The organism is Aeromonas sp. A600620, from assembly GCF_029479985.1.
Classification (GTDB): Bacteria; Pseudomonadota; Gammaproteobacteria; order Enterobacterales; family Aeromonadaceae; genus Aeromonas; species Aeromonas veronii_A.
On record NZ_JAAKXB010000002.1, the window covers coordinates 405,612 to 425,252 of the forward strand.

28 protein-coding genes and 3 tRNA genes are annotated in these 19,641 nt (G+C 59.8%); 4 read left to right on the plus strand and 27 right to left on the minus strand.

Translation table 11 applies throughout. The features are described from left to right. The first annotated feature begins 162 nt into the window (after positions 1–162). The 4 genes from pgsA (at position 163) to G5533_RS04505 (ending at position 1,211) form a co-directional block, all read left to right on the plus strand. Entirely contained in the window at positions 163–717 is a 555-nt protein-coding gene (gene pgsA, locus G5533_RS04490; RefSeq protein WP_031227442.1) for a CDP-diacylglycerol--glycerol-3-phosphate 3-phosphatidyltransferase, read from the plus strand. Positions 718–898: 181 nt separating this feature from the next. Further along, positions 899–974 (plus strand) — tRNA-Gly (locus G5533_RS04495). Positions 975–1,009: 35 nt separating this feature from the next. Further along, positions 1,010–1,083, plus strand: a tRNA-Cys gene (locus G5533_RS04500). 41 nt (positions 1,084–1,124) lie between these two features. Next, positions 1,125–1,211: transfer RNA gene (locus G5533_RS04505), tRNA-Leu, on the plus strand. An 83-nt stretch (positions 1,212–1,294) separates the two neighbouring features. Here the strand turns inward: G5533_RS04505 and G5533_RS04510 are convergent. From G5533_RS04510 to G5533_RS04640, 27 genes are all read right to left on the minus strand, one after another. Continuing rightward, on the minus strand, positions 1,295–2,455 hold the full coding sequence (locus G5533_RS04510; protein ID WP_441254549.1) for a phage late control D family protein: 1,161 nt from the start codon (positions 2,453–2,455) through the stop codon (positions 1,295–1,297). Next, positions 2,455–2,946 carry a phage tail protein gene (locus G5533_RS04515; RefSeq protein ID WP_108541149.1) on the minus strand — a complete coding sequence of 164 codons (492 nt, stop codon included), beginning with the start codon at positions 2,944–2,946 and terminating at the stop codon, positions 2,455–2,457. Before G5533_RS04515 ends, G5533_RS04510 begins: the two co-directional genes overlap by 1 nt. Before the next feature lie 12 nt (positions 2,947–2,958). Beyond that, positions 2,959–5,394, minus strand: a complete 2,436-nt coding sequence (locus tag G5533_RS04520) for a phage tail tape measure protein (RefSeq protein ID WP_441254550.1) — start codon at positions 5,392–5,394, stop codon at positions 2,959–2,961. Beyond that, positions 5,391–5,522, minus strand: a complete 132-nt coding sequence (locus tag G5533_RS04525) for a GpE family phage tail protein (RefSeq protein ID WP_108541148.1) — start codon at positions 5,520–5,522, stop codon at positions 5,391–5,393. Before G5533_RS04525 ends, G5533_RS04520 begins: the two co-directional genes overlap by 4 nt. An 8-nt stretch (positions 5,523–5,530) precedes the next feature. Beyond that, the gene (locus G5533_RS04530) at positions 5,531–5,815 is read right to left on the minus strand and encodes a phage tail assembly protein (RefSeq protein ID WP_108541147.1); all 285 of its coding nucleotides are present in this window, start codon (positions 5,813–5,815) and stop codon (positions 5,531–5,533) included. Between the two features lie 66 nt (positions 5,816–5,881). Beyond that, positions 5,882–6,400 (minus strand): phage major tail tube protein, encoded by a 519-nt coding sequence (locus G5533_RS04535; RefSeq protein WP_108541146.1) that lies wholly within the window; start codon positions 6,398–6,400, stop codon positions 5,882–5,884. Positions 6,401–6,409: 9 nt separating this feature from the next. Then, positions 6,410–7,588 carry a phage tail sheath protein gene (locus tag G5533_RS04540; RefSeq protein WP_216989354.1) on the minus strand — a complete coding sequence of 393 codons (1,179 nt, stop codon included), beginning with the start codon at positions 7,586–7,588 and terminating at the stop codon, positions 6,410–6,412. Positions 7,589–7,782: 194 nt separating this feature from the next. Continuing rightward, positions 7,783–8,139, minus strand: a complete 357-nt coding sequence (locus G5533_RS04545; protein WP_421352297.1) for a tail fiber assembly protein — start codon at positions 8,137–8,139, stop codon at positions 7,783–7,785. Positions 8,140–8,172: 33 nt separating this feature from the next. Further along, the gene (locus G5533_RS04550; protein ID WP_429054217.1) at positions 8,173–9,576 is read right to left on the minus strand and encodes a glycine-rich domain-containing protein; all 1,404 of its coding nucleotides are present in this window, start codon (positions 9,574–9,576) and stop codon (positions 8,173–8,175) included. Position 9,577: 1 nt separating this feature from the next. Continuing rightward, positions 9,578–10,993 (minus strand): phage tail protein I, encoded by a 1,416-nt coding sequence (locus G5533_RS04555; RefSeq protein WP_441254551.1) that lies wholly within the window; start codon positions 10,991–10,993, stop codon positions 9,578–9,580. Continuing rightward, positions 10,993–11,394: a hypothetical protein gene (locus tag G5533_RS04560; RefSeq protein ID WP_216989356.1), complete on the minus strand. Its 402-nt coding sequence runs from the start codon at positions 11,392–11,394 to the stop codon at positions 10,993–10,995. The genes G5533_RS04555 and G5533_RS04560 overlap by 1 nt, the downstream gene beginning before the upstream one ends. A 10-nt stretch (positions 11,395–11,404) precedes the next feature. Further along, positions 11,405–12,286, minus strand: coding sequence for a baseplate assembly protein (locus G5533_RS04565; RefSeq protein ID WP_441254552.1), 882 nt, complete (start codon positions 12,284–12,286; stop codon positions 11,405–11,407). Beyond that, positions 12,283–12,642 carry a GPW/gp25 family protein gene (locus G5533_RS04570; protein ID WP_441254553.1) on the minus strand — a complete coding sequence of 120 codons (360 nt, stop codon included), beginning with the start codon at positions 12,640–12,642 and terminating at the stop codon, positions 12,283–12,285. Before G5533_RS04570 ends, G5533_RS04565 begins: the two co-directional genes overlap by 4 nt. Continuing rightward, positions 12,639–13,211: a phage baseplate assembly protein V gene (locus G5533_RS04575; protein ID WP_323918537.1), complete on the minus strand. Its 573-nt coding sequence runs from the start codon at positions 13,209–13,211 to the stop codon at positions 12,639–12,641. Before G5533_RS04575 ends, G5533_RS04570 begins: the two co-directional genes overlap by 4 nt. A gap of 171 nt (positions 13,212–13,382) precedes the next feature. After that, positions 13,383–13,799 carry a hypothetical protein gene (locus G5533_RS04580; protein WP_201889360.1) on the minus strand — a complete coding sequence of 139 codons (417 nt, stop codon included), beginning with the start codon at positions 13,797–13,799 and terminating at the stop codon, positions 13,383–13,385. 5 nt (positions 13,800–13,804) lie between these two features. Beyond that, positions 13,805–14,236: a Panacea domain-containing protein gene (locus G5533_RS04585; RefSeq protein ID WP_201889359.1), complete on the minus strand. Its 432-nt coding sequence runs from the start codon at positions 14,234–14,236 to the stop codon at positions 13,805–13,807. Positions 14,237–14,756: 520 nt separating this feature from the next. Next, positions 14,757–15,521, minus strand: coding sequence for a hypothetical protein (locus G5533_RS04590; protein WP_201889358.1), 765 nt, complete (start codon positions 15,519–15,521; stop codon positions 14,757–14,759). A gap of 57 nt (positions 15,522–15,578) precedes the next feature. Continuing rightward, positions 15,579–16,049, minus strand: coding sequence for a phage virion morphogenesis protein (locus tag G5533_RS04595; RefSeq protein WP_441254554.1), 471 nt, complete (start codon positions 16,047–16,049; stop codon positions 15,579–15,581). Beyond that, a complete protein-coding gene (locus tag G5533_RS04600) occupies positions 16,031–16,501 on the minus strand; it encodes a phage tail protein (protein WP_201889356.1) in 471 nt (156 codons plus the stop codon). Before G5533_RS04600 ends, G5533_RS04595 begins: the two co-directional genes overlap by 19 nt. Further along, positions 16,476–16,724, minus strand: a complete 249-nt coding sequence (gene lysC, locus G5533_RS04605; RefSeq protein WP_421167927.1) for an Rz1-like lysis system protein LysC — start codon at positions 16,722–16,724, stop codon at positions 16,476–16,478. Before lysC ends, G5533_RS04600 begins: the two co-directional genes overlap by 26 nt. Then, complete coding sequence (locus G5533_RS04610; RefSeq protein WP_441254556.1) at positions 16,609–17,082, minus strand: phage lysis regulatory protein LysB; 474 nt, start codon at positions 17,080–17,082, stop codon at positions 16,609–16,611. Before G5533_RS04610 ends, lysC begins: the two co-directional genes overlap by 116 nt. Continuing rightward, positions 17,072–17,893 (minus strand): N-acetylmuramidase domain-containing protein, encoded by an 822-nt coding sequence (locus G5533_RS04615; RefSeq protein WP_441254557.1) that lies wholly within the window; start codon positions 17,891–17,893, stop codon positions 17,072–17,074. Before G5533_RS04615 ends, G5533_RS04610 begins: the two co-directional genes overlap by 11 nt. Then, a complete protein-coding gene (locus tag G5533_RS04620) occupies positions 17,890–18,231 on the minus strand; it encodes a phage holin family protein (protein WP_441254558.1) in 342 nt (113 codons plus the stop codon). The genes G5533_RS04615 and G5533_RS04620 overlap by 4 nt, the downstream gene beginning before the upstream one ends. Next, on the minus strand, positions 18,228–18,599 hold the full coding sequence (locus tag G5533_RS04625; protein ID WP_005352066.1) for a putative holin: 372 nt from the start codon (positions 18,597–18,599) through the stop codon (positions 18,228–18,230). Before G5533_RS04625 ends, G5533_RS04620 begins: the two co-directional genes overlap by 4 nt. A gap of 9 nt (positions 18,600–18,608) precedes the next feature. Further along, positions 18,609–18,839, minus strand: a complete 231-nt coding sequence (locus G5533_RS04630; RefSeq protein ID WP_019445413.1) for a TraR/DksA C4-type zinc finger protein — start codon at positions 18,837–18,839, stop codon at positions 18,609–18,611. 28 nt (positions 18,840–18,867) lie between these two features. Beyond that, on the minus strand, positions 18,868–19,071 hold the full coding sequence (locus G5533_RS04635; RefSeq protein WP_005352059.1) for a tail protein X: 204 nt from the start codon (positions 19,069–19,071) through the stop codon (positions 18,868–18,870). Further along, positions 19,071–19,547, minus strand: coding sequence for a head completion/stabilization protein (locus G5533_RS04640; protein WP_429069641.1), 477 nt, complete (start codon positions 19,545–19,547; stop codon positions 19,071–19,073). Before G5533_RS04640 ends, G5533_RS04635 begins: the two co-directional genes overlap by 1 nt. Positions 19,548–19,641: the final 94 nt, after the last annotated feature.

The following is a 19,641-nucleotide window of genomic DNA, read 5'->3' on the forward strand; positions in this document are numbered from 1 at the left end:
ATGCACAAGAGCCGTGACGCGGGGGGGCCGTAAATGCCATAATGGCCTTCGCATTTTGAGAAGATTGATGGATTAAAAAGACCAAGACGGGCGCCAGTGCGGTTGCATCGCAAATCGGCTTTGGCGCACTATGTAGCGACGTACAAGAAGTGGCTGAAAATAATGACAAACATACCTAACCTGTTGACGTTTTTCCGGATTTTGCTCATTCCCGTCTTCGTCATCCTGTTCTATCTGCCTTATCAATGGTCCTATCTGGCTGCCGCCATCATCTTTATTCTGGCCGCTGCCACCGACTGGTTTGATGGCTATCTGGCTCGCAAGCTCAATCAGTCCACCGCCTTTGGCGCCTTCCTTGACCCGGTTGCCGACAAGATCATGGTTGCCGCCGCACTGGTGGTTATCGTCGAACACTACAACACCATCTGGGTGACCATCCCCGCCATGACCATGATTGGCCGCGAGATCATCATCTCCGCCCTGCGCGAATGGATGGCCGAGCTCGGCAAACGCTCCTCGGTGGCGGTTAGCTGGATTGGCAAGTGGAAGACCATGATCCAGATGGTGTCGCTCACCGGTCTGATTTGGCAATACAACGTCTGGATGGTGTGGCTCGCCTATGTGATGCTCTATGTTGCCACCGTGCTCACCTTCTGGTCGATGTTCCAGTACATGAAGGCTGCCTGGGGCGATTTGACCCACCACGCCAACCTGTGAGTCACTTGCGCCGCAAGGTGAGGTTTCCGCTGATTTGAGGCAGGAAACGGCCAAAGGCGCTAAAACTGTTCAAAAAGGGCAAAAAATGCCCGAACGATCAGGTAATTAAATATTTCTGGTTGACTGGGCGAGGAACATCGCTAGAATGCGTCCTCGTAGTCAGGCAGTCAGCCAGACCAATGCGGGAATAGCTCAGTTGGTAGAGCACGACCTTGCCAAGGTCGGGGTCGCGAGTTCGAGTCTCGTTTCCCGCTCCAAATTCAGACAATAGAGAGCCAACTCTCTTTTGCATGGCGCGTTAGCAAAGCGGTTATGCAGCGGATTGCAAATCCGTTTAGTCCGGTTCGACTCCGGAACGTGCCTCCATATTGACAAGCCCGCCACGCGAGCTTGATACCGATTGCGGTGCCCGAGTGGTGAAATCGGTAGACACAAGGGATTTAAAATCCCTCGACGTTCGCGTCGTGCCGGTTCGATTCCGGCCTCGGGCACCATTAAAATCAAAGAGTTACAGAAGGCCACTAGATATAGTGGCCTTTTTCTTTTTCTTCAGTGTCCACATTTGATCCACACAGATTTATTCCGGCAGCTCTGCCAGTTTCACTTCGAGTTGCAAGCGGTTGGTGTAGCCCTGGTCGGTGAGGTCGTGAACGACCTGGGTGAGTAGCCATTCGGCCTCGTCGATTTGCGGTTTGAATCCCCTGACCGTGGTGGGTTGTTCCGGGTAGAGCTCGGGTCGGCCTTTGGCCAGGGTGATCTGAAACTCAGCCACGCCTCGCTGCAGCTTTTCCCATTCAGCCCGCGCGGCCCTCATTGCGTTGCTCTGGCTGGCGTAAACGTGGCGCAGCTCCTTGACGTTCTCACTGTCGCCAACCAGCAGCTCGTTCTCCTTCTTGTTGACTACCACCCCCGGTGGTAGCGGTCGTTCCTCTTTCGGTTTGGTCTTTTGCTTGCGCTTCACCTCGATTTTCTTCTTCTCGGCGGCTTTGTTGTCTTGCCAGTAAGCGATGACGCCGGTGTAGGCGTCGCGGTCGGCCACCGAGAACTGGTGCTGATCGCCGTCCTGGCGGGTGATGGTGACAGCCGGCAGTGGCTTACCGCTGGCGGTGGTGCCGTTGCCCGCCTTGATGAACATCAGGCGGCCAGATTTGACGGTGGCGATGGCATCTTGTTCGGTGGCCAAGCGGGTAAGAAAGGCCAGATCGCTCTCGTTGGTCTGGTCGATGTGGTCGATCACCATCCCCTTGAAGGCGTCGCCAACGCTCGGTGTCAGGCCATAGCGGGCGGCAAGCTGCTCAACGATGGCGCCGATGGTCTCAAAGTGCCAACTGCGCTCGCGCAGTTTGTTCATGCCCCCGCGCAGGTCTGCCGACTTGCCCCTGATGGTGAGCACATCCGGCGCGCCGCCATGCTCCACCTCGTCAATTTTGAAGGTGCCTTTATCGACCAGGGGGCCGCCTTGCCACCCGATGCTGGCTTGGAGGGTGGCCCCACGGCGCGGCATGGCCAGCTTGCCGTCGCTGTCATCGAGGGCGATCTCGATGGTGTCGGCCGAAAAGCCCCGGTTATCGGTGATGGTCATGTGCATCAAGCGTGGGCGCAGAGTGCCCGAGACATCGCTGCCATCGACCCGCACCTGATAGGCGGGCGCCGGATGTTGTTGGCTCAGGGCATCCAGCTGGCTGGTGATGCCAAGGTTTTCAGTCAAGCGGGTACCGAACAGGTCGAATGCTCCCATCAGAGCAGCCCCCCGAGTTTGCCGCCCACCGTGTTCAGCAGCTTGCCAACGCCCAAGCGACCGAGCAGGTTGCCCGCAGTGCGACCGAGCAGGGTGTTGCCGAGGGAACTGTCGTTGTCATCGACCCGCTTGAGCTTGATGCTGAACTCGATTTTTCTGGCGCTGCCATCCTGGAAGAACTCGCTGCGGGTGGTGCTGATCCCCTCTATCACGAACGAGCCGCGCATCACGCCATCGCCTTGGATTAAGGGGAAGGCTTGGCCGCTGTCACCCATGCTATTGAGCATATCGAGGGAGACTGGGCCGCCGGTGAGCTCTGGATAGAGTACCCCGCTTAAGTGACTGAGCTCGTCATCTGGCCCGAGGTACTGATATGAGGGGCGGGCGCCGACCCGGTTATTGCCCGGGTGGCGCCATGATTTTTCGTCTTGTTGAGATTGCGGGGCCACGGTCGAGCGCATAAACACGAACCAGCCCAGGGTCATCATCATGGTGGTTGCTCCTTAGTTGCGGTCGGTCAGGGAGGCGCGGCCACTGGCGGCTGCCTGCCGTTCGCGTCGGTCCAGTTCGCGGCGCACCTCTTGCGCCACATCGGTGGCTGATTGTCCCGGCTGCTGGGTGATACTGATCGGGGCGTGGATCTGGGTGGTGCTGTTGCCTCGGGCCACTGGTCGCACCGGGGTGACGATGCGCGGGCCGTATCCCGAACCGCCCGCCATGGCCGGGGTGTTGTAGTTGCCGGTGAGGTAGCCGGACGGATTGACGTTGGCGGTGACCGAGCCGCCCCCCTGCATCCAATCCGGCAGCAGGTCGGTGAGGGCTTTGATCTTGTTCTTCAAACTCTCCCACTTGGCACTGATGCCGCCAATCAGGCCGTCGATGATGGCCTTACCCTTGTTGGCGGCCCCTGCTGGCAGGGTATCGAAGAAGGCCCAGATTTCGTCCCAGTGCATGATCAGTATGCCGATGGGGGTCCATGAGAAGAGCTCTTTCAGGAGTTCCCAGAAGGCGAGAGCAGGGGCCTTGCACTGGGCCCATAGGTCGCTGAACCACTTGGTGACCCCATCCCAATGTTTGTAGAGCAGGTAGGCCCCGGCCGCGATTGCCACAATCCCCATGATGAACCAGCCGATCGGGGTGGTGAGCATGGCAATCCCGAGCCTGACCATGCCCATGGTCAGCGCCTTGATGAAGGTCAGCAGCGGGCCGCCATAAACCAGCAGGGTCGAAAGCCCCATCTTGATGGCAGCCAGTGGCCCCAGCAGACCGGCCACAATCAGCAGCAGCGACCCGCCAGCAGCAGCCGTTACGGCGGTGACCGCCGCGATACGGGTCAGGGTCGAGGTCAGCTCTGGGTTGGCCCGCATCCAGTCGCCGGTGACCTGGATGATTTCGGTGACGCGCTGGATAATGCCACGCAGTGGGCCGTTCTCGGTCTCCATCATCTGGATGCCTATGTCGTCCCAGGCGGAGGTAAGGTTGTCCAGGTCGCCGATGGCGTTATCGGCCATCACCTTGGCGACCTTGCCCGCTTCCCCCTGGGTTTGTTTCAACGTGGCGATCAGCTCCTGCAGCTTGCCGGAACCGGCCTGCTCGGTCAGCACGGTCAGGGCGGCAAATGCCTCTTCGCCCGCGATGGCCTTGAAGTAGCCCGAACGGGTAGCGTCCCCCATCTTGCTGGTTTTCTTGTAGAGTTCGTCCAGGATATCTGGCAACGAGCGCAGGTTGCCCGTCGCATCGGCGGTCTTGACGTTGAGGGCAGCCAACGCATCATTCGCCGCCTTGGGCGGGGAGGCCAAGCGGCCGAGAATGGCGCGGATGGCGGTACCGCCCATGCTGCCCTGAATACCCGCATCCCCCAGCTTGCCTGCCATGGCGGAGGCGGTTTCAAGGTCGACCCCGAGCCCTGCGGCTACCGGCCCCACGTATTTCATGGTTTCTCCCAGCATCTGCAAGTCGACGTTGGCGCGGGTGAAGGTGCCGACCATCACATCCCCCAAGCGGGTCATCTGGTTCGCCGGCAGCTTGAAGCCGGTCAGGATGTTGGAGCCGATATCGGCGGCAGCAGCAATCTCGACGCCGCCCGCCTTGGCGATATCGAGCACCCCGGGCATGGCGTCACGGATTGCCTTGGGGGTGAAACCGGCCATGGCCAGAAAGCCCTGGCCCTGCGCCGCTTCACCCGCCGTGAAGGCGGTATTGGCGCCGAGCTCCCGCGCCTGGGTCCGTAGGGCGGCCAGTTCGCTGCTCTCTTTGCTCAACCGGGTGATCGCCTGCACCTTGGACATATCGACATCAAAGCCCATCGCCTTGCCCGCGATATTGGTGCCCTTGTAGATGGCGGCGGCCCCGGTGGCCATGCCCGCAGCGCCATAGCCCGCCAGAGTGCCGCGCATCGACATGGTTTTGTCGTAGTTGGCTTTGATCTGGTTGAGGCGCTTTTGTTGGTCGGCCAGTTGCCCCAGCTTGGCCCGTTGCTGGTCGAGCTGGCTGTTGGCGGCAGCAAGATCGCTCTTGAGCTGGCGCTGGTGCTGGCCCAGCTGTTTGGTGTTGATGCCTGCCTCGCCCATGGCCTGTTTCAGGCTACCGTGACGGGCGACCATTTCCCGCTCTTGCTGGGAGAGGTCGCGCACCTTCTGCTTGGCTTGCTCCATGGCGCGGGTCATGGCCTTGGTCGGTTGCTCGACCTTGGCAAACTGCTGGGCCATCTGTTGGGCGTCGCGCTGGGCTTGGGTCAGCTGCGCGCGGGTCGCGCCAATCTGCTGGCCGAGGGTTCGATAGCCATCAATCTGGCCGCTCTGGGCTTCCAGCTCCTTGATGCGCTTCTTCGTGTCGACCAGGTCTTTGGCGGTGATGCGGCTCTGGCCGCTGGCTGCCTTGAGGGGGGCGGTGAGCTTGTCGATCCCGTTAAGCAGGATTTGAAGTTTGAGAGGGTTCATTGTTGTTCTGCCCCGTTGATGCGGTTGTGAGTCTCAACGAGGCGTTGGTGCCAGCCCATCAGCTCGCTGATCTCCATGGCCGCCATCTCGGACGGCGGCCAGTGGGCGATGATGGCAATCTCGGCCATCAGGTCATCTATGCAGTGAGGTAAGCCTCCTGCTGCGAGCCCATCAAAAAACCGACCACCACGACTCCGGCTTTGAGCAGGTCAGCCGGATCCATGTCGTTCACTTCTTTTTCGGTCAGGTCAGTGATGCGGGGCAGCAGTTTGATGAGGGTATCGACGTTCATCTGGACGATGTCCATGGTGTTGAGCCCGCGCAGGTGGCCTGCCTTTTTGGGGCTGCGGATGGTCAGACTATTGAGGGTGCTCTCGCCGCGCTGGATCGGGGTGTCGAGGGTGATTTCTTTCTGTTCCATGGTGTAGGTTCCTGTTGTTGATGTGGTGAGGGCGGCAGTGTGCCACCCGTTGGATGGGTGAATGGGTTAGAGGCCGATGGCTTTGCGGTGCTCGGCCATGCGGTCGACGCCATCGGGGCCGATCTCGATCATGTTGAGCAAGTCGATTTCGTGGATGACGGCCCCGTCAATGGTCACTTTGTAGTAGGTGTTAACCATGGTGACCTTGGCCTGGCTGTTATCGCCGACCTTGGCGGTGCCCCAGTCGATCTCTTTGAAGCGGCCTCGGGTGAATACTTCTACGGCCTGTACACCGACGACATCATCACGTTGGATGGAACCGGCAAAGCGAAGGGCGATGCCGTCGATCTTGCCATTGCCCATCTTGCCCAGGATCTCGGCGCTGTAGCCGCCCATGGTGAAAGAGGTATCGAGAGCGCTGTCATCCAGCCCCATGTCGATGTTGACGGCGCCGCCCATGCCGCCGCCGCGATAGGCTTCGAACTTGCGGGAGAGTTTTGCAAAGGTGAAGTCTTCCGCTTCACCCACCCAGTTAGTGCCGTCGGTGAACATGTTGAGCTGTTTGACTTTTCTTGGCAGTGCCATGGTGGCTCCTTATGCTGCGGCCGCGACGCGGGCGCCGAAGTCGATGAGGTAGGAATCGGTGATGCGCTGGATGAAACCGAGGTCTTCAAGCGGCGGCACCGGGGTGTAGTTGTAATCAATGCGCAGCTTGCCCGCCTTGAGGGTGTCCTTGTCGTTGAGCTCCTCGTTGTACCAGCAGTCAAACCCGAGCAAATATCCGCCGTTCACCAGCTCGCGGCCCTTGGCCTTGATCCCTTCGACGATGTCTTTGACCAGGGACGGGTGCAGCGGCTTGTCGTTGGCCCACATGTGCGCCTCGGCCATGGTGTCAGCCAGAATCTGGGCGGTGCGGGTGTAGTTCTCGAAGGCGAACAGGGGATCATCTGAGCAGGTGCGGTTGCCCCAGTAGCGAAAGCCGTCAGAGCGGATCAGTGCGGTGACCTCGTTGGCGTTGAGCAGGCCGACCTCGGTGTCGGGGTCTTGCAGATCCCAGAACAGGTTTTTGGTCATGCCATCGACCCCGGTCACGCCGACGTTCGACAGGGTCTTGTGCCAGCCAATCTCTTTGTCGATCAGTGCCCGCATGGCGGCAGCCTTGAGGCAGGCATCGAGCTTGATGCTGGCATTGGTGGCAACGTCCCACGCGATCCAGTCGGCATGCACCAGCATCAACTCACGGCTGGAGAAGTTTTCACGGTAGGCCAGCGCGGCTTCGACGGTCTCGGCGATGGTCGGCACGTAGGCAAAGGCGCGCAGCTTCTTGGCCATGCCCGCCAGCGCAGTGGATACCGGCAGGGTGCAGTTGTCCGGCACGCAGAGGATGCGCGGCTTGACGCCGGTGGCCGGGGTGGCCCGCTCAAGTGCCTTGAGGCCGGTATAGCTGCCATCGGGCTTGATGGTGCCGATGATGTTGCTGGTCAGGGCTGCCGCGTCCGCCCCCTTGGCCACGCGCACGGCGATAACGATGGTGTTGACGGTGTCATAGATGGTTTGCAGCGAGCGCTTGAGATTCCCCTCGCTGCCTGCTTTGGCGATGGCCGCTGGCAGGTTGGCGATCAGCACAGGCTTGTCGAGGGGGAAGTAGGTGGCGTCGGCGTCTTCGCTGGTGCAGACCATGCCGATCACCGCCGTGGCGACGGTGCGGATGGTACGGGTACCCTCGGTCGCTTCGACGACGCGCACGCCGTGGTGGAATTGGTCCAGTGCCATAGGTTCTCCTGTTGTCCGGACGGAGCATTCTTTGCGTAGGTAATGCAGGTGATGTGAACAGGGTCAGGATGCAGGGGCAGGGGATCGCAGGCGAGCGGCGGCCAGTGTATCTGGCGTGGATACACTGGATGGGCGGTGACAACGGGGTAACGGACGGCAGTAACGAAACACCCCGCACAAGGCGGGGTGTTTCGTTAGATGATTTTGTCCGGTTCGGTTGGCCACTGCGGCGACTCTGGCCAGCCGGCTTGCTCCGACACCAGCGTCAGCTCGTAGCGGTAACGCTGCCAGTCGGCCAGCAACTGGGTGTGCTCTGGCTTGGCATAGCCGCCATCGACTGCGGGCTGAAGGGTAGCAATGGTCTGATTTGCCAACGTGAGGCAGTCTGACAGGCGCGCTTGCGCGCTATCTTCAGGAGAGACTTCCGTTACTGAGGGTGGTGTGATGTTGTTACCTGAGACGACCCATCCAGGCATCACATCATCGCTGCATGCTATCCAGTCAAGCGCTTCATAATAGCGGCCAGAGGGGTCAACCTCGGTGGTTTCCATGACGACATTCTTTTCGATTCGTGCCCACATAATTTACCACTCCACAATGACCATACCGTTTAACCCATTTTGACCGGCGGAAACCTGATTTCCTGTGACTGTTGCGCCACCATTGCCACCGCTACCTAATGAAGTGATAGTTGCCCCTCCTAGTCCCCGTCCCACCGAGCCTCCTGCCGTGGTCGGTGTTGCAGCAATTCCGGCAGAACCATGGCCACCATAGCCATCAATATCGCCGCCAGAACCTAACCCGCCGCTGCCTCCAGCTCCACACATCGAAGAGGTTGTTCCGCCTATGGCGGAGTTCCCCGGGTTACCGCCGGTTGCACTACAAAACGACCCAAACGAGCTGGTTTGTCCCGGTAAAGCGATATTCAATCCATTTGTTGCCCCTATTCCACCGCTTCCGACAGTGATAGGAATGCTGTCTCCAGGTGACACATTGACCAACTTTTTGGCATATCCCCCTGCGCCACCCCCGCCACCACTGGCGTTGTAATTGGTCGATGAGTTGGCTCCCCCCCCACCGCCGCCGGCTCCGACCACTGTGACCAGGACTTTATACACGCCGGTTGGAACCACCCAGTGGGTCACGCCCACCTGTTTGAAGGTTGCAATCTGTTTTTGAATGCCCATCTTTGCCAGTTTCAAGGCAGTGACGAATTTGGCGTCATCGGTACCGGCGTTCACCTCTGCCTGGGTGGCGATCTGTGCCTTACCCTTCACGGCTTCACTGGCGGTGGCGATGGTTACCGCCCCGGTCATGCCATCCACCGATTGCACCGAGTCGGTCGGGGTGAGCAGTTCTTGCCAGTTGGCCAGAGTGGCGGCGCCCGCAATCCGCAGGATGAAGCTCTTGTTGAGGTCGGTACGTACGGCTATATCCCCGACTTCGGCGGTCAGGGCCAGCATGGCGGCCTGGGTGTTGACCACAAAGGTGTCGGTGATGGCCGTGGCCGGGATCTGATTGACGGGGACCTTGCCACTGCCATCGAGCGTCGCCACCCCATTGGCTGCGCCTTTTTGTGCGATGGGAACCGCATCGGTGATGCCATAGCCCGCCAGGGTGGTGGGGTTGCTGCCGGCGGTGATGTTGCCCTTGGCATCGACGGTGACCGAGCGATAGGTGCCCGCCACCACCCCCGAGTTTTTATAGGTGGCGGTGATGGTGATGTTGCCGCTGCCATCAAATGCCGCCTGACCGGTCACATCACCAGCCAGGGCGATATTGCGGGCGGTGCTGAGCTTGTTGGCCTTGCCCGCCGCCGTGTTGCCCCCTTCGATATCATCGACGTGTTTTTTCAGGTAGGCGGTACGATTGGCAAGCGCTTGTGCTTGCTTGTTGGAGATGCCGCCCGGGCCGCCCAGCACCGGATCACCGGTTTCGAGTTGGTAGATGCCAGCCTCCCAGCTGACGACCTCTTGTAAATTCGCCATATCACGAGGCTCCGTGGTTGTAGTTGCCGTTGTAGGTTGCGGCGCCGTTGTAGGTAACGGGCGCCCGGGTGTAATCGAGCGCAGAGAGGTGGCAGCGGGCTGGGGCCATCTCTGCCAACAGGCGCTTGATGCGGTTGGCCTGTTCGGTGGTGACCGGGCGAGTCAGGATGACCCGATAGACTGCCCAGCGGGTCGGGTCGCCATGGGGTTCGTTGCCGTTGTAGCTGAGGGTGCCGTCATAGCGGCGGCCGGTGGCGCGCTCGATGATGGTGCTGTCACCAAAGCCCAGCACGTTCAGCGCTTCCTTGATGGCCCATGGGGTTCCCTTGCGCTGATGCAACCTGAACGAGGCTTTGATCAGCGCCCGCTGCTGGTCTTCCGATTCCGCCAGTTCCCACCAGTCCACCGAGCGGGCCCATGCCAGCCAGGGCAGCAGTGGCGCCGGGCAGGTGTCGGCAAAGCGGGTGGAGGTAATGACTTCTGGTGTCAGGTTGTAGGCCAGCGCGGCGGCGGTCAGGTGCTCCAGCCGGGTTGCAGAGGGGGGCAGCAGATCCCGGGTTGCCGGGGTTGCCAGTGGCAGGCGATGCACCTTGTGCGACCCCATGCCACCGGCATCGACCCCTTGGCTCGCCAAGCGAGTGATGGTGGTGAACGGGCCTACCAATGGGGGCGCTAGTCCATCGTGTGCCAGGGTGATGGTCAGGGCTGGCTGGGTTGCTGTTGGCAGGGCTGGCGCTATAGGGTAGATGATCTGGGCGTACTTGGCGATCGGTGTGCCCATGGCGCCGGTAAAGGCGGTTGCCGCCTGCGCCAGTTTGGTTTTCAGCAATAGCGCACCTTGCTGACCGTCAGCCAGATCCCCGATGGTCTGTCGTACCTTGGCTTTGTGGCTGCCGATGACGCCGAGAGCGAATCCTGCAGGAGCCAGCCGTTGCTGAATGGTCGGCACCTTGATGGCATCAGGTTGTAATCCGCCAGTACCGAGCCGGGTTCTGACTCCCGCCGTGCCGACCATCCCCGCATCAAGCCCGACAAGGGTTATCTGTGTTGACATGTCAGCCGCCCCCATGGCGAGCAGGTCGCCCATTGTTGCAACCGTGGCCCGGATGGTCGTTGCCGGAGCGCCCTGTGCGCCATCGCTGATAGCGATGGCTTTGGTGCGGCTGGTCAGCTTGTTGGCCCCGGCTGCAAACTGGCTGATCCCGGTTGGCTTGGCGCGTTGAATGAGCGATGCCATCCCGACTTGGCCTGCTTCTATCCCTGCCACTGTCAAGCCAACTCTGACCCCGGCAATGGCGTCGGGCACCGGATCATCCGGGCCTTGCACTGTGCCCCGATAGAGAGCTGCCCCGTCATGTGACAGGGTGCCGTCGTGATAGGTGAGTGACCCGCGCCAGACGGGATAGAGGGTTGCCATCAGAGCTTGAAGATCTTATTGGGGCCGTTATCCCAGGCGATGATGATGTCGCCGCCGTTGGTGCTGACCGGCAGGCCCGCCGCCGTATCGAACAGGGCGATCAGCGGGCTGGTCGCGGCGTTGCCGGTGTCTTTGTAGATGGCGCAGTAGTTCACGTTGGCGGTTGGCACGGCGGTGAAGGTGACATCGGCCGCATCGAGCACGCCAGCAGCCACGGTTTTGCTGGTGAGGGTTTGCGGTGTGCCGACTACATGGGCCGAGATCCCGCTGTAGAACTCGTCGCTGGCGAGGGTCGGCGAATAGGTGCTTTTGAGCAGGGCACACTTGAGGGTGTCGGCACTGGCATTGATGGTGCCGGTGAGAAACTTCTCGCGGCCTTTGTCATAGAGGGCGTTTGCCATGGTGGTGTCCTTAGTCGAGGTGGAGGGCGGTGAGTTTGGCGGCCTGCTGCGCGCTGCAGGTGACATCGGTCAGCGGCGCGCGCAGGGTGACGCTGTCGATCCCCGGTTGGTGCAGGGCGGCATAGATGGCGGAAAGCGGGACGGTGGTCCCGACCCGGTAGTAAGCGGCTGCCGTCTTGGTCATGGCATCTTTCGCGGCGGCAATGGCCTGCTCTTTACCCAGGCCGATGGCGTTGAGGGTGGCATCAACGGCAAAGGGTTTGATCTGGGCCGGTTCGACCGCCACCAGATCGCAGAGCGGGCGCACGTCTTCGGCAGAGAGTGCCTGCTCGACCAGATTGAGGGTGTCGGCGCTCGGCTGGCCTGCCGGTGAGAGGATGGTCACTCTGACAGTACCCGGGGTGGGACTGTCGACGGCGACATCCGCCACCTCGGCACTGGCCGAGAGGGCGTGAAACTTGTAGGCATTGACCGGGCCCGCCGTGGCCATGCCCTCATAGGCCATTTGGCAGCGCATGCGCAGGCGGTCATCAGATTCATACACCGGCTCGATGGGCGGGGTTGCTGATGGATTGCCTGGGGTGACCAGCAGGCGTTCGAGTTCGTACTCACCGGCCACATGGTCCAGGGTGGTGCCACTGGCAAAGGCGAGCAGGGTCTGCTTGGCGGCATCGTTGATGCGGGCCCGCAGGATCATTTCGTTGTATGCATTCTCCTGTAGCAGCTTGTTGAGCGGTTCGGATTCCAGTTCCAGCGTGGCAGCGATAGCCGCCTGCTGGTCTGCCGGGTAGTAGCTGATCAGGATGGCTTTGCGCTTGGCCAGGATGGCCTCAAAGTCGAGGGTTTCCTCGACTTCCGGTGGCGGGAGCTGGGTCAGGTCTACATTGCTCACTGGGCGGCTCCTGTCGGAATGGGGATGGTCGTAGACTCCAGCACGCCGCCATCTTTGCGCTGCCAGGTGAGCTCGATGGTGAGGGCACCATCCATGCCGCCGCCCAGTACATCGACGCGGGTGACGGTGATGCGCGGTTCCCAGTTGATAAGGGCTTGTACGGTGGCGGCCATCAGGCGCAGGCGGGTGGCCTGATGCTGGGGCATGTCGATGAGGTAAAAGAGCTCGCTACCGTAGTCGCGGCGCATCACCCGCGAACCCACCGGGGTGATAAGGATGTCGCGCACCGACTGGATGATGTGGTCGGTGGCGCTGATGGCGCGGCCATGGGCGGAATTCATGCCGAGCCAGTTCATACCGGGCCCCCTGATGTACCGCTGCCCGGCATGGTGTCTTTATGTTTGTGGGTAGTGACTTCTATGCCGCCGATGGTTGCGGTGGGGGCAGTAATCTTGCCCCCCGCGCTGATGGTGGTGCCAACCTTGAGCGCCTTGGTGCATTCGACCAGCGGGGTGATCAGCTTGACGGTTACCGATGCCGAGATAGTGGCGGACTTGATACCGGTGGCGTTGAGTGCCCCGGTTGCCGGGTTGTATTCGATGATGGCGCCGTCGCTGTATTCGGTACGGTCGAGATCCGGGTTGTCATCTTCGGCCAACGGTTCGGGGAACTGGTCAGCATTGAGGCGGCCGACGATATAGGCATTGCGCAGATCGCCGCTGACGGAGAGCAGGATCACCTGCTCGCCCAGGCTCAGGCGGTGGCGGGTACGGTTAGCCCCGGCCCGTTCTGTGGTATAGGGCCGCCAGTTGGTGGTGATGTTGCCGGTTTTGACTCGACATTCCCCTGAGCGCACGGCGGTGACGGTGCCAATGCGGATCAGGTTGTCGATCAGGCGCTTGAGTTCGGTTGGGGTCGGTTGCATGGGGCCATTGTTTTGGGCAATGGCGGGTAAGGCGAGGGGAGGCCAGTGTGCACGGCGCTGGCACACTGGCGGCGGTGGTGATGCTGTCAGGCGGGTTGGTTGTGCGCTAATTTAGCGGGCAGAAGAAACACAGCGTTCGCGATTGGCGTCAGTGCCTATTTGACCATCGCGCTAATGGGAATAAAGAGTAAAAACACTGTCAAACCAGAGAACATAAAATATGTCATTTTTTCGGTATCCAACCATGGCTCTTTTTCCGTGATACCTAAAAGCTAAAAAATGGTCTACATCTGGTGTGATGAAATTTGGAATAGCAGCATGTATTGCGGTTTTAGATATTTTTTCAAAGCCCAAGCCATGCTTTGGCATTTGCTTAATATCTTTCCACATCATTCCTTTTCTACGAAAGATGGCCTCTGCAAAGTTAGCCTTTCCTTCTTGGTCTAGCGTTTGTAAACAAAAGTTACCGGATTGAAGACGTTCAAGGGAAAAAATTGGCGGGTGTTCATCATAGTTAACTGATGGATCTTGCGCCGATATCTTACCGTCCGTTTTTTCTTTAGGTAACTTTATTATTCTTTTGGCCATGGATATTAACTAACGCGAGTATCGAAGTATTCTTTAAGTTCTTTTTGTGGGATAACATCAGCGAAAGCTTCATGCTTAATCCAAGGCGATTCTTCATGCGTCATATTACGAAGCTTCCAAGCGCTGAATTGCCCGAAGACATTATAAATTTCTTCAATATGAGCAATTTCTGGTTTGGTCAGGCATGTATGCGGGCTGAACTTTGGATTGTCATCAATCGAGTTGCTGCCGAAATCTTTGAATTTATGATAAAGAATAGGTACAACGGGGCCATGCGCCCAAGCTTCAATATTATCGTCAAACAGCGGCTTATCGTACAATGCTAAATAGTAGCCTTGAGCATAATAAACGAGCTTTTGAAGCTTAAGATTGGAGATGCCATCTTCGTCGTCCCCCAACCGTATAAACAACTTCGCTACATCTAGTACATTCGCCATGTCTTGCCCTATTTATTATTATCGACCGATTCACTTTACTATTCTGCGCTACCGGCCTGCCATACCTGTCAGATACATGCCGTTACCTGCATAGTATCGCGCAGTATCGCGCAACCAATCAACCCCAATTGATGCGGAAGCCGTAGACGAAAGTACGGTCACGCATGAGTAATGCGTGACCGGTCACATTATCAGCCGATCGCTTTCGGCTGTCGGCGCAGGTGGGGTATCTGCTTGAGCCAGTCGCTGTCGCCTTGGGTGTTGGGTTGGATATGGCGGGGGCGGTCGGCCAGGATCTTGCGGGCCTGGTTCAGGGGGTTGGTGTACTAGTTGATGATGGAGTAGTAGTGGCCTGCGTCACGGTGTTCAGCGACCTCAAGCAGGGGGGAGATGCTGAGGGCGCCTCCATCATCCGGTCGGCGGCGCGCCAACACTAGGTCAGGGTAGCGATATCCGTCAGTGCAGGGGATGTCTTTTTCGGCTGGGGGCAAACACAGGGCTGCAGCCCTGTGTCGGGTTATCATGACTTCTTAGGCTCTTTGGGGGGGAGGATCAGAGTCTGATCTACCTGGTCATGGCGCAGGATCAGAGTACCTGTCGTGTTCCAGTAAGCACAGTGGGTAGTATTGCAAATAATGCGCAGGTTGGGTCTATCACCCAAACGTGACGAGGTGGTGATGGTTCTTGCGTTATCTGGCTGCGAGAGGTCTATCTTATCTTTTTTGGCATCAGCGATTCCATCTTGCAGAGAGACTATCGCCAAAATAAACAGAATGAGAAATGGCACTGCCAGTGTCACTATTCGTGCATACAACTCTGTACTTTTGTCTAATAGCTGAGTCGTTACTGGAGCTTCAGTCAAGGTGTCTTTTATTGCTTTGCTGGCTTTGTCTAAGCCCTTCAGTCGACGGAAAAATTTAGTGAAGTACTCCCTTACTTGCCTTGCATACAACAGAAAAACGAGCAGTCCCACAAAAGCAGCAAAAAGGAATATTGCATACTTAAAATTAGTTAGCGATAGGATGCCTGCTAACGAAGTAAAACCGCGTAGAAGTGTGAGATCAGTTGGTTGTTGGAAGTCGTAGGGGTTTAACTGGAACTCTCCAAGATACCCAAAGTGATAGAACATTCCAATGACATAGATCGCGGCATAAATCAGCGGTAAGAACAGCAGTACACCTTGCCAGATTTGCATTGGTGAGATGCTACTTTCATAAAGTATTGGGGCATCTCCGAGCTTATTAGTCCCCTGTTCAATGGGTTGTAACCTTTCTTTTCTGTCCATTTATCCTCCTTGTGGCATAGACGGAATAGGGCATCATAGAGGTCCTTTTTTCTGCTATCAACGTCCGATGTTGTTTGAATGGGACAGTTGGGCAAGTAATAACTCCTCCAACTGCTCCACCTCCTCCGTAGTGAGTCCCAGCAGCTCCCGTGCCGGATAGCTGATCTCGCGGTCCTTGATGCGATCTTTGAGGCCGTATTGGTGAATGGTGGCGAGGCGATTGGCCGAGCCGACAAACTCGACCACGGCCTGATGCTCGGTGCTGGTTGCCTTGAGCCAGCGGGGGCTGACCAGATGCTGAAACATCTTGCGGCGAGTGGTACCGCGTTTTTTTGCCAGCTTCCTGAGCGGCTTGCGCGGGGTCATAGGGCTGCCATCCGGCTGGATGTTGGCCCTGATCCGTTTGCTCTGACTGGCGCGCAGGCTGCGGGCCATTTCCCCCATCAGTTGCCGGCGGGCGGCCGGTGTCATGCTGACCAGCAGAGCATCGGCCCAGCTGACCAGCCGGTTCAGGTCGTCGGTGGCCATGGCTGCGGTTCCCTGTTGATAAAGAGCTCCCAGGTGATGCCGTCATAAGGGTCTTCCGGCGGTTCTGGCAGATGCTCCCAGCCTATCCCCTGTTCGTTCTGCCATACCTTGACCCGCTCGGTCAGCTTGACGGTGATGATGAGATCCATCAGGTCGTTGGCGAGGTATTCGGCCTCGAAGGTGATGCCATCCTTGCGCAACTCGTCGTTGGTCATCAGCTCGGGCTGATGTTGGCGCAGCCAGGCCAGCAGCGGCACCATGATCTGATCCGGGTGGCCGGCAAAGTCTTCAATACCGATGGTGAGGGGGTATTGCCACTCGAACGAGAGGGAGCGGGCGCCGGTGCTTTCGATATTGCCCGGGGCGATAAAGATGTGCAGCTTGTCCGGGTTGGTTTTGAGGTGCGGTACGCAGCGGGTCAGCACCTCACGGATCTGTTTTGGCTTTTCCATCTTCCCTTCCTTGTTGTCGTGTCTGGCAGGAGATGAGGCTATCGACCTTGGCGGCGCAACTGGCCCAGGCGGCCTCGGTCTGGCTCAGCTGGTCGAGCAAGTCGCCGTTATTGCGTGGTGCCGCCGGCGGCAGCCGGCAGGGGCTCGGGGCTGGACAGGTGAGCCTGATAATCTGCGGAGCCGGTGAGGGCGGGGCGCTGGAGCAGCCTGATAACAGGGTCAGGCAGAGGGCGATCAGCCCAAGTGCTGAGTTCGGCATTTTCACGTTTGAGCCTCTTGATGGTGTCGGCGCGGGTGGCGGCAGCCTGCGCCAGCTGGTCGAGCTGGCCCTGCAGCAGCTGCGCCGCTTGTGCCTGGGTGGTCAGTTCCCAGGTGAGGGTGGCGATGGCTGTCTCTTTAAGCTGCTCGCGTCGCTCGGCCTCTCTGGTTTTCTCTTCGGCTGCCTTGAGACTGGTTTGCAGGGTGGTGACGTCCCCTTTGGTCTTGGCCGCCGAGCGGGCTGACCAGCCCCAGCCACTAAGGGCGACAGCCAACGCCAGCAGCAACCAGCTGAGGGGCGAGCCCAGCAGTTCACGCCACATTGGCTACCTCCTGCACCTTATAGACCTTGGTAAAGTACGCAAACCACTTGGCCAGCTTGGTGTCGTAGTCGTTTTCCTTATACGCCGGGCCGTTGTAGCGGCGGGCGAAGTCCGCCCACTTTCGCCCCTGCAGCGCTTTGTGCATGGCGGGGTCTTGCTGGATAAAGCGGCACAGGGCGGTGAGGTGTTCGACTTCGCTGCGCTGCATGGCGTTCTGCCAGTCGCTGGCAGAGGCAAAGCCCAGCGGTTGCCAGTGGTAACCCATGATCTGGAACATGCCCCAGCTGGCCGACTCGATGGCGGCATCCCGATGCAGGCTGATGGCCAGTTGCAGTCGTTCCCACTCGGCTGCGCCGCCCGCATAGCCGCCGCGCTTGGGGCTGACCAGGTTGGGGTAATGGGCGGCCAACTGGTCGGCGGCCGCCTTGCCCAGATGTTTGGTGAGCTGCTTGTAGAACACATGCCGCTCGAACAGCACCACCGGGCGCATAGCCTGGGTGAATCCTTCACCGATGCTCTCGACCTGGGCGACGGTGGCCATGGTGGCCAGCGGCACCGCCAGCAGATCGGCACCGGCCTGCATGTGATTGATGGTCAGCTGGTTGCCGCGTTCACTGCCGAGCAGGGCGGCCAGAGTGCGCGGGCCCGCCTGACCGATGGCGGCGATCATGTAATCCCGCTGGAAGGCTATCAGCGCCTGCTCGGTTGCCTCACCAAACCAGCCATCTACTGCCAGCTGATAACCGGCGGCGGTGAGGCGGCGTTGCAGGTCGGCCACGGCGGTGCCGGTATCCCCTTTTTTCAGGCTCATGGCTGGTACCTCCGGTAAATATCCCGGGCATGGTCGGTGTTGGACGGTTTGCCCCGGGGCAGCAGGTGGTGCACCGAGCCGCGGGTGTTGAGCACGGCGCACAGTAGGAAGAGGGCAAGCCCGAAGGAGGCCGGATCTGGCACCGGAATGCCGCCAAACAAAAAGCGCAGTGGAATGGAGCCTGACAGCACGCAGAGCAGCCACGCCATCCAGGCGGGCAGGGCGCGATACTCGCCACCTTTGCGGTCAAACAGCATGACCCGCAGGAAGATGGCGGCGCAGACCAGGGCGTAAAGGGCGGTGTAGATAAACACACCGGTCGGAGTGGTCGGGATCATGGTTGCCCCCTTTTGTTAAACAAGGCTTCAAGTAGCCGATCCTGATTGCGCATGATGAGCTGCAGCAGGCGCACCATCATGGCGGAGGCGATCAGCGAGCCGATCGCATTGCTGACCTGGACGCTGGCGGGCAGCAGTACCTCCAGCAGTTGGCAGGTAAAGCCGGCCAGCAGCAGGCCGCTGACAAACGAGGCGACAAACAGGGCAATCCGGCGCAGGCGCCCCTGCTCTTCGGCGGCCGAGATAAACAGCACCGCGCCGGTGAGTGCGCCGAGCACGACGGAGGGATCCACCCCGGGCAGGGTGAACAGCAAGGCCAGACCGGTGAGGGTGCTGGTTGCGGCGCTGGAGGAAATCGGTTCTGGCATCGTGCTCTCCTATCGTTTGCTGCCGCAGTGGCGGGCGAGTTGGAATTCGTGGATGGTCTGGCAGTCGGCGCAGCGCTCGCAGCCCCGGATCGCCTCGCGGCGCTCCTGCGGGATCGGGTCGTCGCAGTCGATGCAGTAGTGGGGGCCAGTGCCCGCAATGCGGGCGGCATGGATGCGGGCAGCCAGTTGTTGCTCGCTGATGTTGGCCAGTCGTTCGAGTTCGTCGTCGAGGCGGCTCATGTCGGTGTTCTCTTGTGTCGCATGACAGTCAGTCCCATAGCTGGATCAGCGGCTGTTCGGCCTGAGTGGGGGCCGCTGGCATGTTGATGAGGGTGCCGGTTGGCAGGATGGGGCCGAGCGCGGCCAGCCCGGGGTTAAGGTTGAGCACCTGCTCGGTGATGCCCGCGGTGTAGCCGTAGTGACGAAACAGGATGAGATCGAGGGTGTCGCCCTGCAGGCTGCGCAGTTGCATCAGATCAGCTCCACCGTGGTGTGGGTGGTGCCGATGATGTCGCGGATGGCAAAGCGGGCATCGCGGTAGAGGTCATCCGAACTTATCTCTTTGGCATCGGCCCCTTTGATGCCGTCACCGGTGGCGCTGTAGTCGGTGTAGCGCTCGAGCAGGTTGGCGCGGGTCATGGCGTAGACGGCGCGCCGGTAGCTGTGCAGGTGTACCGATTCGCCGTTGATGGGCTCGGCGGGCACGGCTGCCAGGGTGGCGTGACCTTCACTTTCTCTGGCGCTGCGCCACTGGGCCAGATCCCGGTTGACGCTGGTGATGGCGTCGATCACCGCATGGGTGATGCGGGCGGTGGTGACGGTGCCATCGAGCCGGACGGTGTCGCGCAGCGCGCAGAGCGAGATCGCCGGCCAGAAGGGGGCGCTGGTGATCTCGCCCTCTTCTGTGGCGGTCGGGGTCGGGTTGGTGGCTAAAAATCCGGTGCTCATGGTGCTCCTGATTTGAGGTGGCGCCCCATGTTGGGCGGTGGTCGGGCCGTCTGGTATGCCGCTGGCATTCGTCAGGCCCGAGCCGCCCAGGGTG

Excerpts from the sequence above, each read along its gene's own strand:
- G5533_RS04540 (WP_216989354.1), bottom strand. The coding sequence starts at position 7,588 with ATGGCACTGGACCAATTCCACCACGGCGTGCGCGTCGTCGAAGCGACC.
- pgsA (WP_031227442.1), top strand. The coding sequence starts at position 163 with ATGACAAACATACCTAACCTGTTGACGTTTTTCCGGATTTTGCTCATT.
- G5533_RS04640 (WP_429069641.1), bottom strand. The coding sequence starts at position 19,547 with ATGAGCACCGGATTTTTAGCCACCAACCCGACCCCGACCGCCACAGAA.
- G5533_RS04550 (WP_429054217.1), bottom strand. The coding sequence starts at position 9,576 with ATGGCGAATTTACAAGAGGTCGTCAGCTGGGAGGCTGGCATCTACCAA.
- G5533_RS04510 (WP_441254549.1), bottom strand. The coding sequence starts at position 2,455 with ATGGGAGCATTCGACCTGTTCGGTACCCGCTTGACTGAAAACCTTGGC.
- G5533_RS04520 (WP_441254550.1), bottom strand. The coding sequence starts at position 5,394 with ATGAACCCTCTCAAACTTCAAATCCTGCTTAACGGGATCGACAAGCTC.
- G5533_RS04635 (WP_005352059.1), bottom strand. The coding sequence starts at position 19,071 with ATGCAACTGCGCAGCCTGCAGGGCGACACCCTCGATCTCATCCTGTTT.
- G5533_RS04575 (WP_323918537.1), bottom strand. The coding sequence starts at position 13,211 with ATGCAACCGACCCCAACCGAACTCAAGCGCCTGATCGACAACCTGATC.
- G5533_RS04585 (WP_201889359.1), bottom strand. The coding sequence starts at position 14,236 with ATGGCGAATGTACTAGATGTAGCGAAGTTGTTTATACGGTTGGGGGAC.
- G5533_RS04590 (WP_201889358.1), bottom strand. The coding sequence starts at position 15,521 with ATGGACAGAAAAGAAAGGTTACAACCCATTGAACAGGGGACTAATAAG.
- G5533_RS04625 (WP_005352066.1), bottom strand. The coding sequence starts at position 18,599 with ATGCCAGAACCGATTTCCTCCAGCGCCGCAACCAGCACCCTCACCGGT.
- G5533_RS04615 (WP_441254557.1), bottom strand. The coding sequence starts at position 17,893 with ATGAGCCTGAAAAAAGGGGATACCGGCACCGCCGTGGCCGACCTGCAA.
- G5533_RS04580 (WP_201889360.1), bottom strand. The coding sequence starts at position 13,799 with ATGGCCAAAAGAATAATAAAGTTACCTAAAGAAAAAACGGACGGTAAG.
- G5533_RS04620 (WP_441254558.1), bottom strand. The coding sequence starts at position 18,231 with ATGATCCCGACCACTCCGACCGGTGTGTTTATCTACACCGCCCTTTAC.
- G5533_RS04630 (WP_019445413.1), bottom strand. The coding sequence starts at position 18,839 with ATGAGCCGCCTCGACGACGAACTCGAACGACTGGCCAACATCAGCGAG.
- G5533_RS04570 (WP_441254553.1), bottom strand. The coding sequence starts at position 12,642 with ATGAACTGGCTCGGCATGAATTCCGCCCATGGCCGCGCCATCAGCGCC.
- G5533_RS04530 (WP_108541147.1), bottom strand. The coding sequence starts at position 5,815 with ATGGAACAGAAAGAAATCACCCTCGACACCCCGATCCAGCGCGGCGAG.
- G5533_RS04525 (WP_108541148.1), bottom strand. The coding sequence starts at position 5,522 with ATGGCCGAGATTGCCATCATCGCCCACTGGCCGCCGTCCGAGATGGCG.
- G5533_RS04560 (WP_216989356.1), bottom strand. The coding sequence starts at position 11,394 with ATGGCAAACGCCCTCTATGACAAAGGCCGCGAGAAGTTTCTCACCGGC.
- G5533_RS04535 (WP_108541146.1), bottom strand. The coding sequence starts at position 6,400 with ATGGCACTGCCAAGAAAAGTCAAACAGCTCAACATGTTCACCGACGGC.
- G5533_RS04545 (WP_421352297.1), bottom strand. The coding sequence starts at position 8,139 with ATGGAAACCACCGAGGTTGACCCCTCTGGCCGCTATTATGAAGCGCTT.
- G5533_RS04600 (WP_201889356.1), bottom strand. The coding sequence starts at position 16,501 with ATGGAAAAGCCAAAACAGATCCGTGAGGTGCTGACCCGCTGCGTACCG.
- G5533_RS04610 (WP_441254556.1), bottom strand. The coding sequence starts at position 17,082 with ATGTGGCGTGAACTGCTGGGCTCGCCCCTCAGCTGGTTGCTGCTGGCG.
- G5533_RS04595 (WP_441254554.1), bottom strand. The coding sequence starts at position 16,049 with ATGGCCACCGACGACCTGAACCGGCTGGTCAGCTGGGCCGATGCTCTG.
- G5533_RS04515 (WP_108541149.1), bottom strand. The coding sequence starts at position 2,946 with ATGATGATGACCCTGGGCTGGTTCGTGTTTATGCGCTCGACCGTGGCC.
- G5533_RS04555 (WP_441254551.1), bottom strand. The coding sequence starts at position 10,993 with ATGGCAACCCTCTATCCCGTCTGGCGCGGGTCACTCACCTATCACGAC.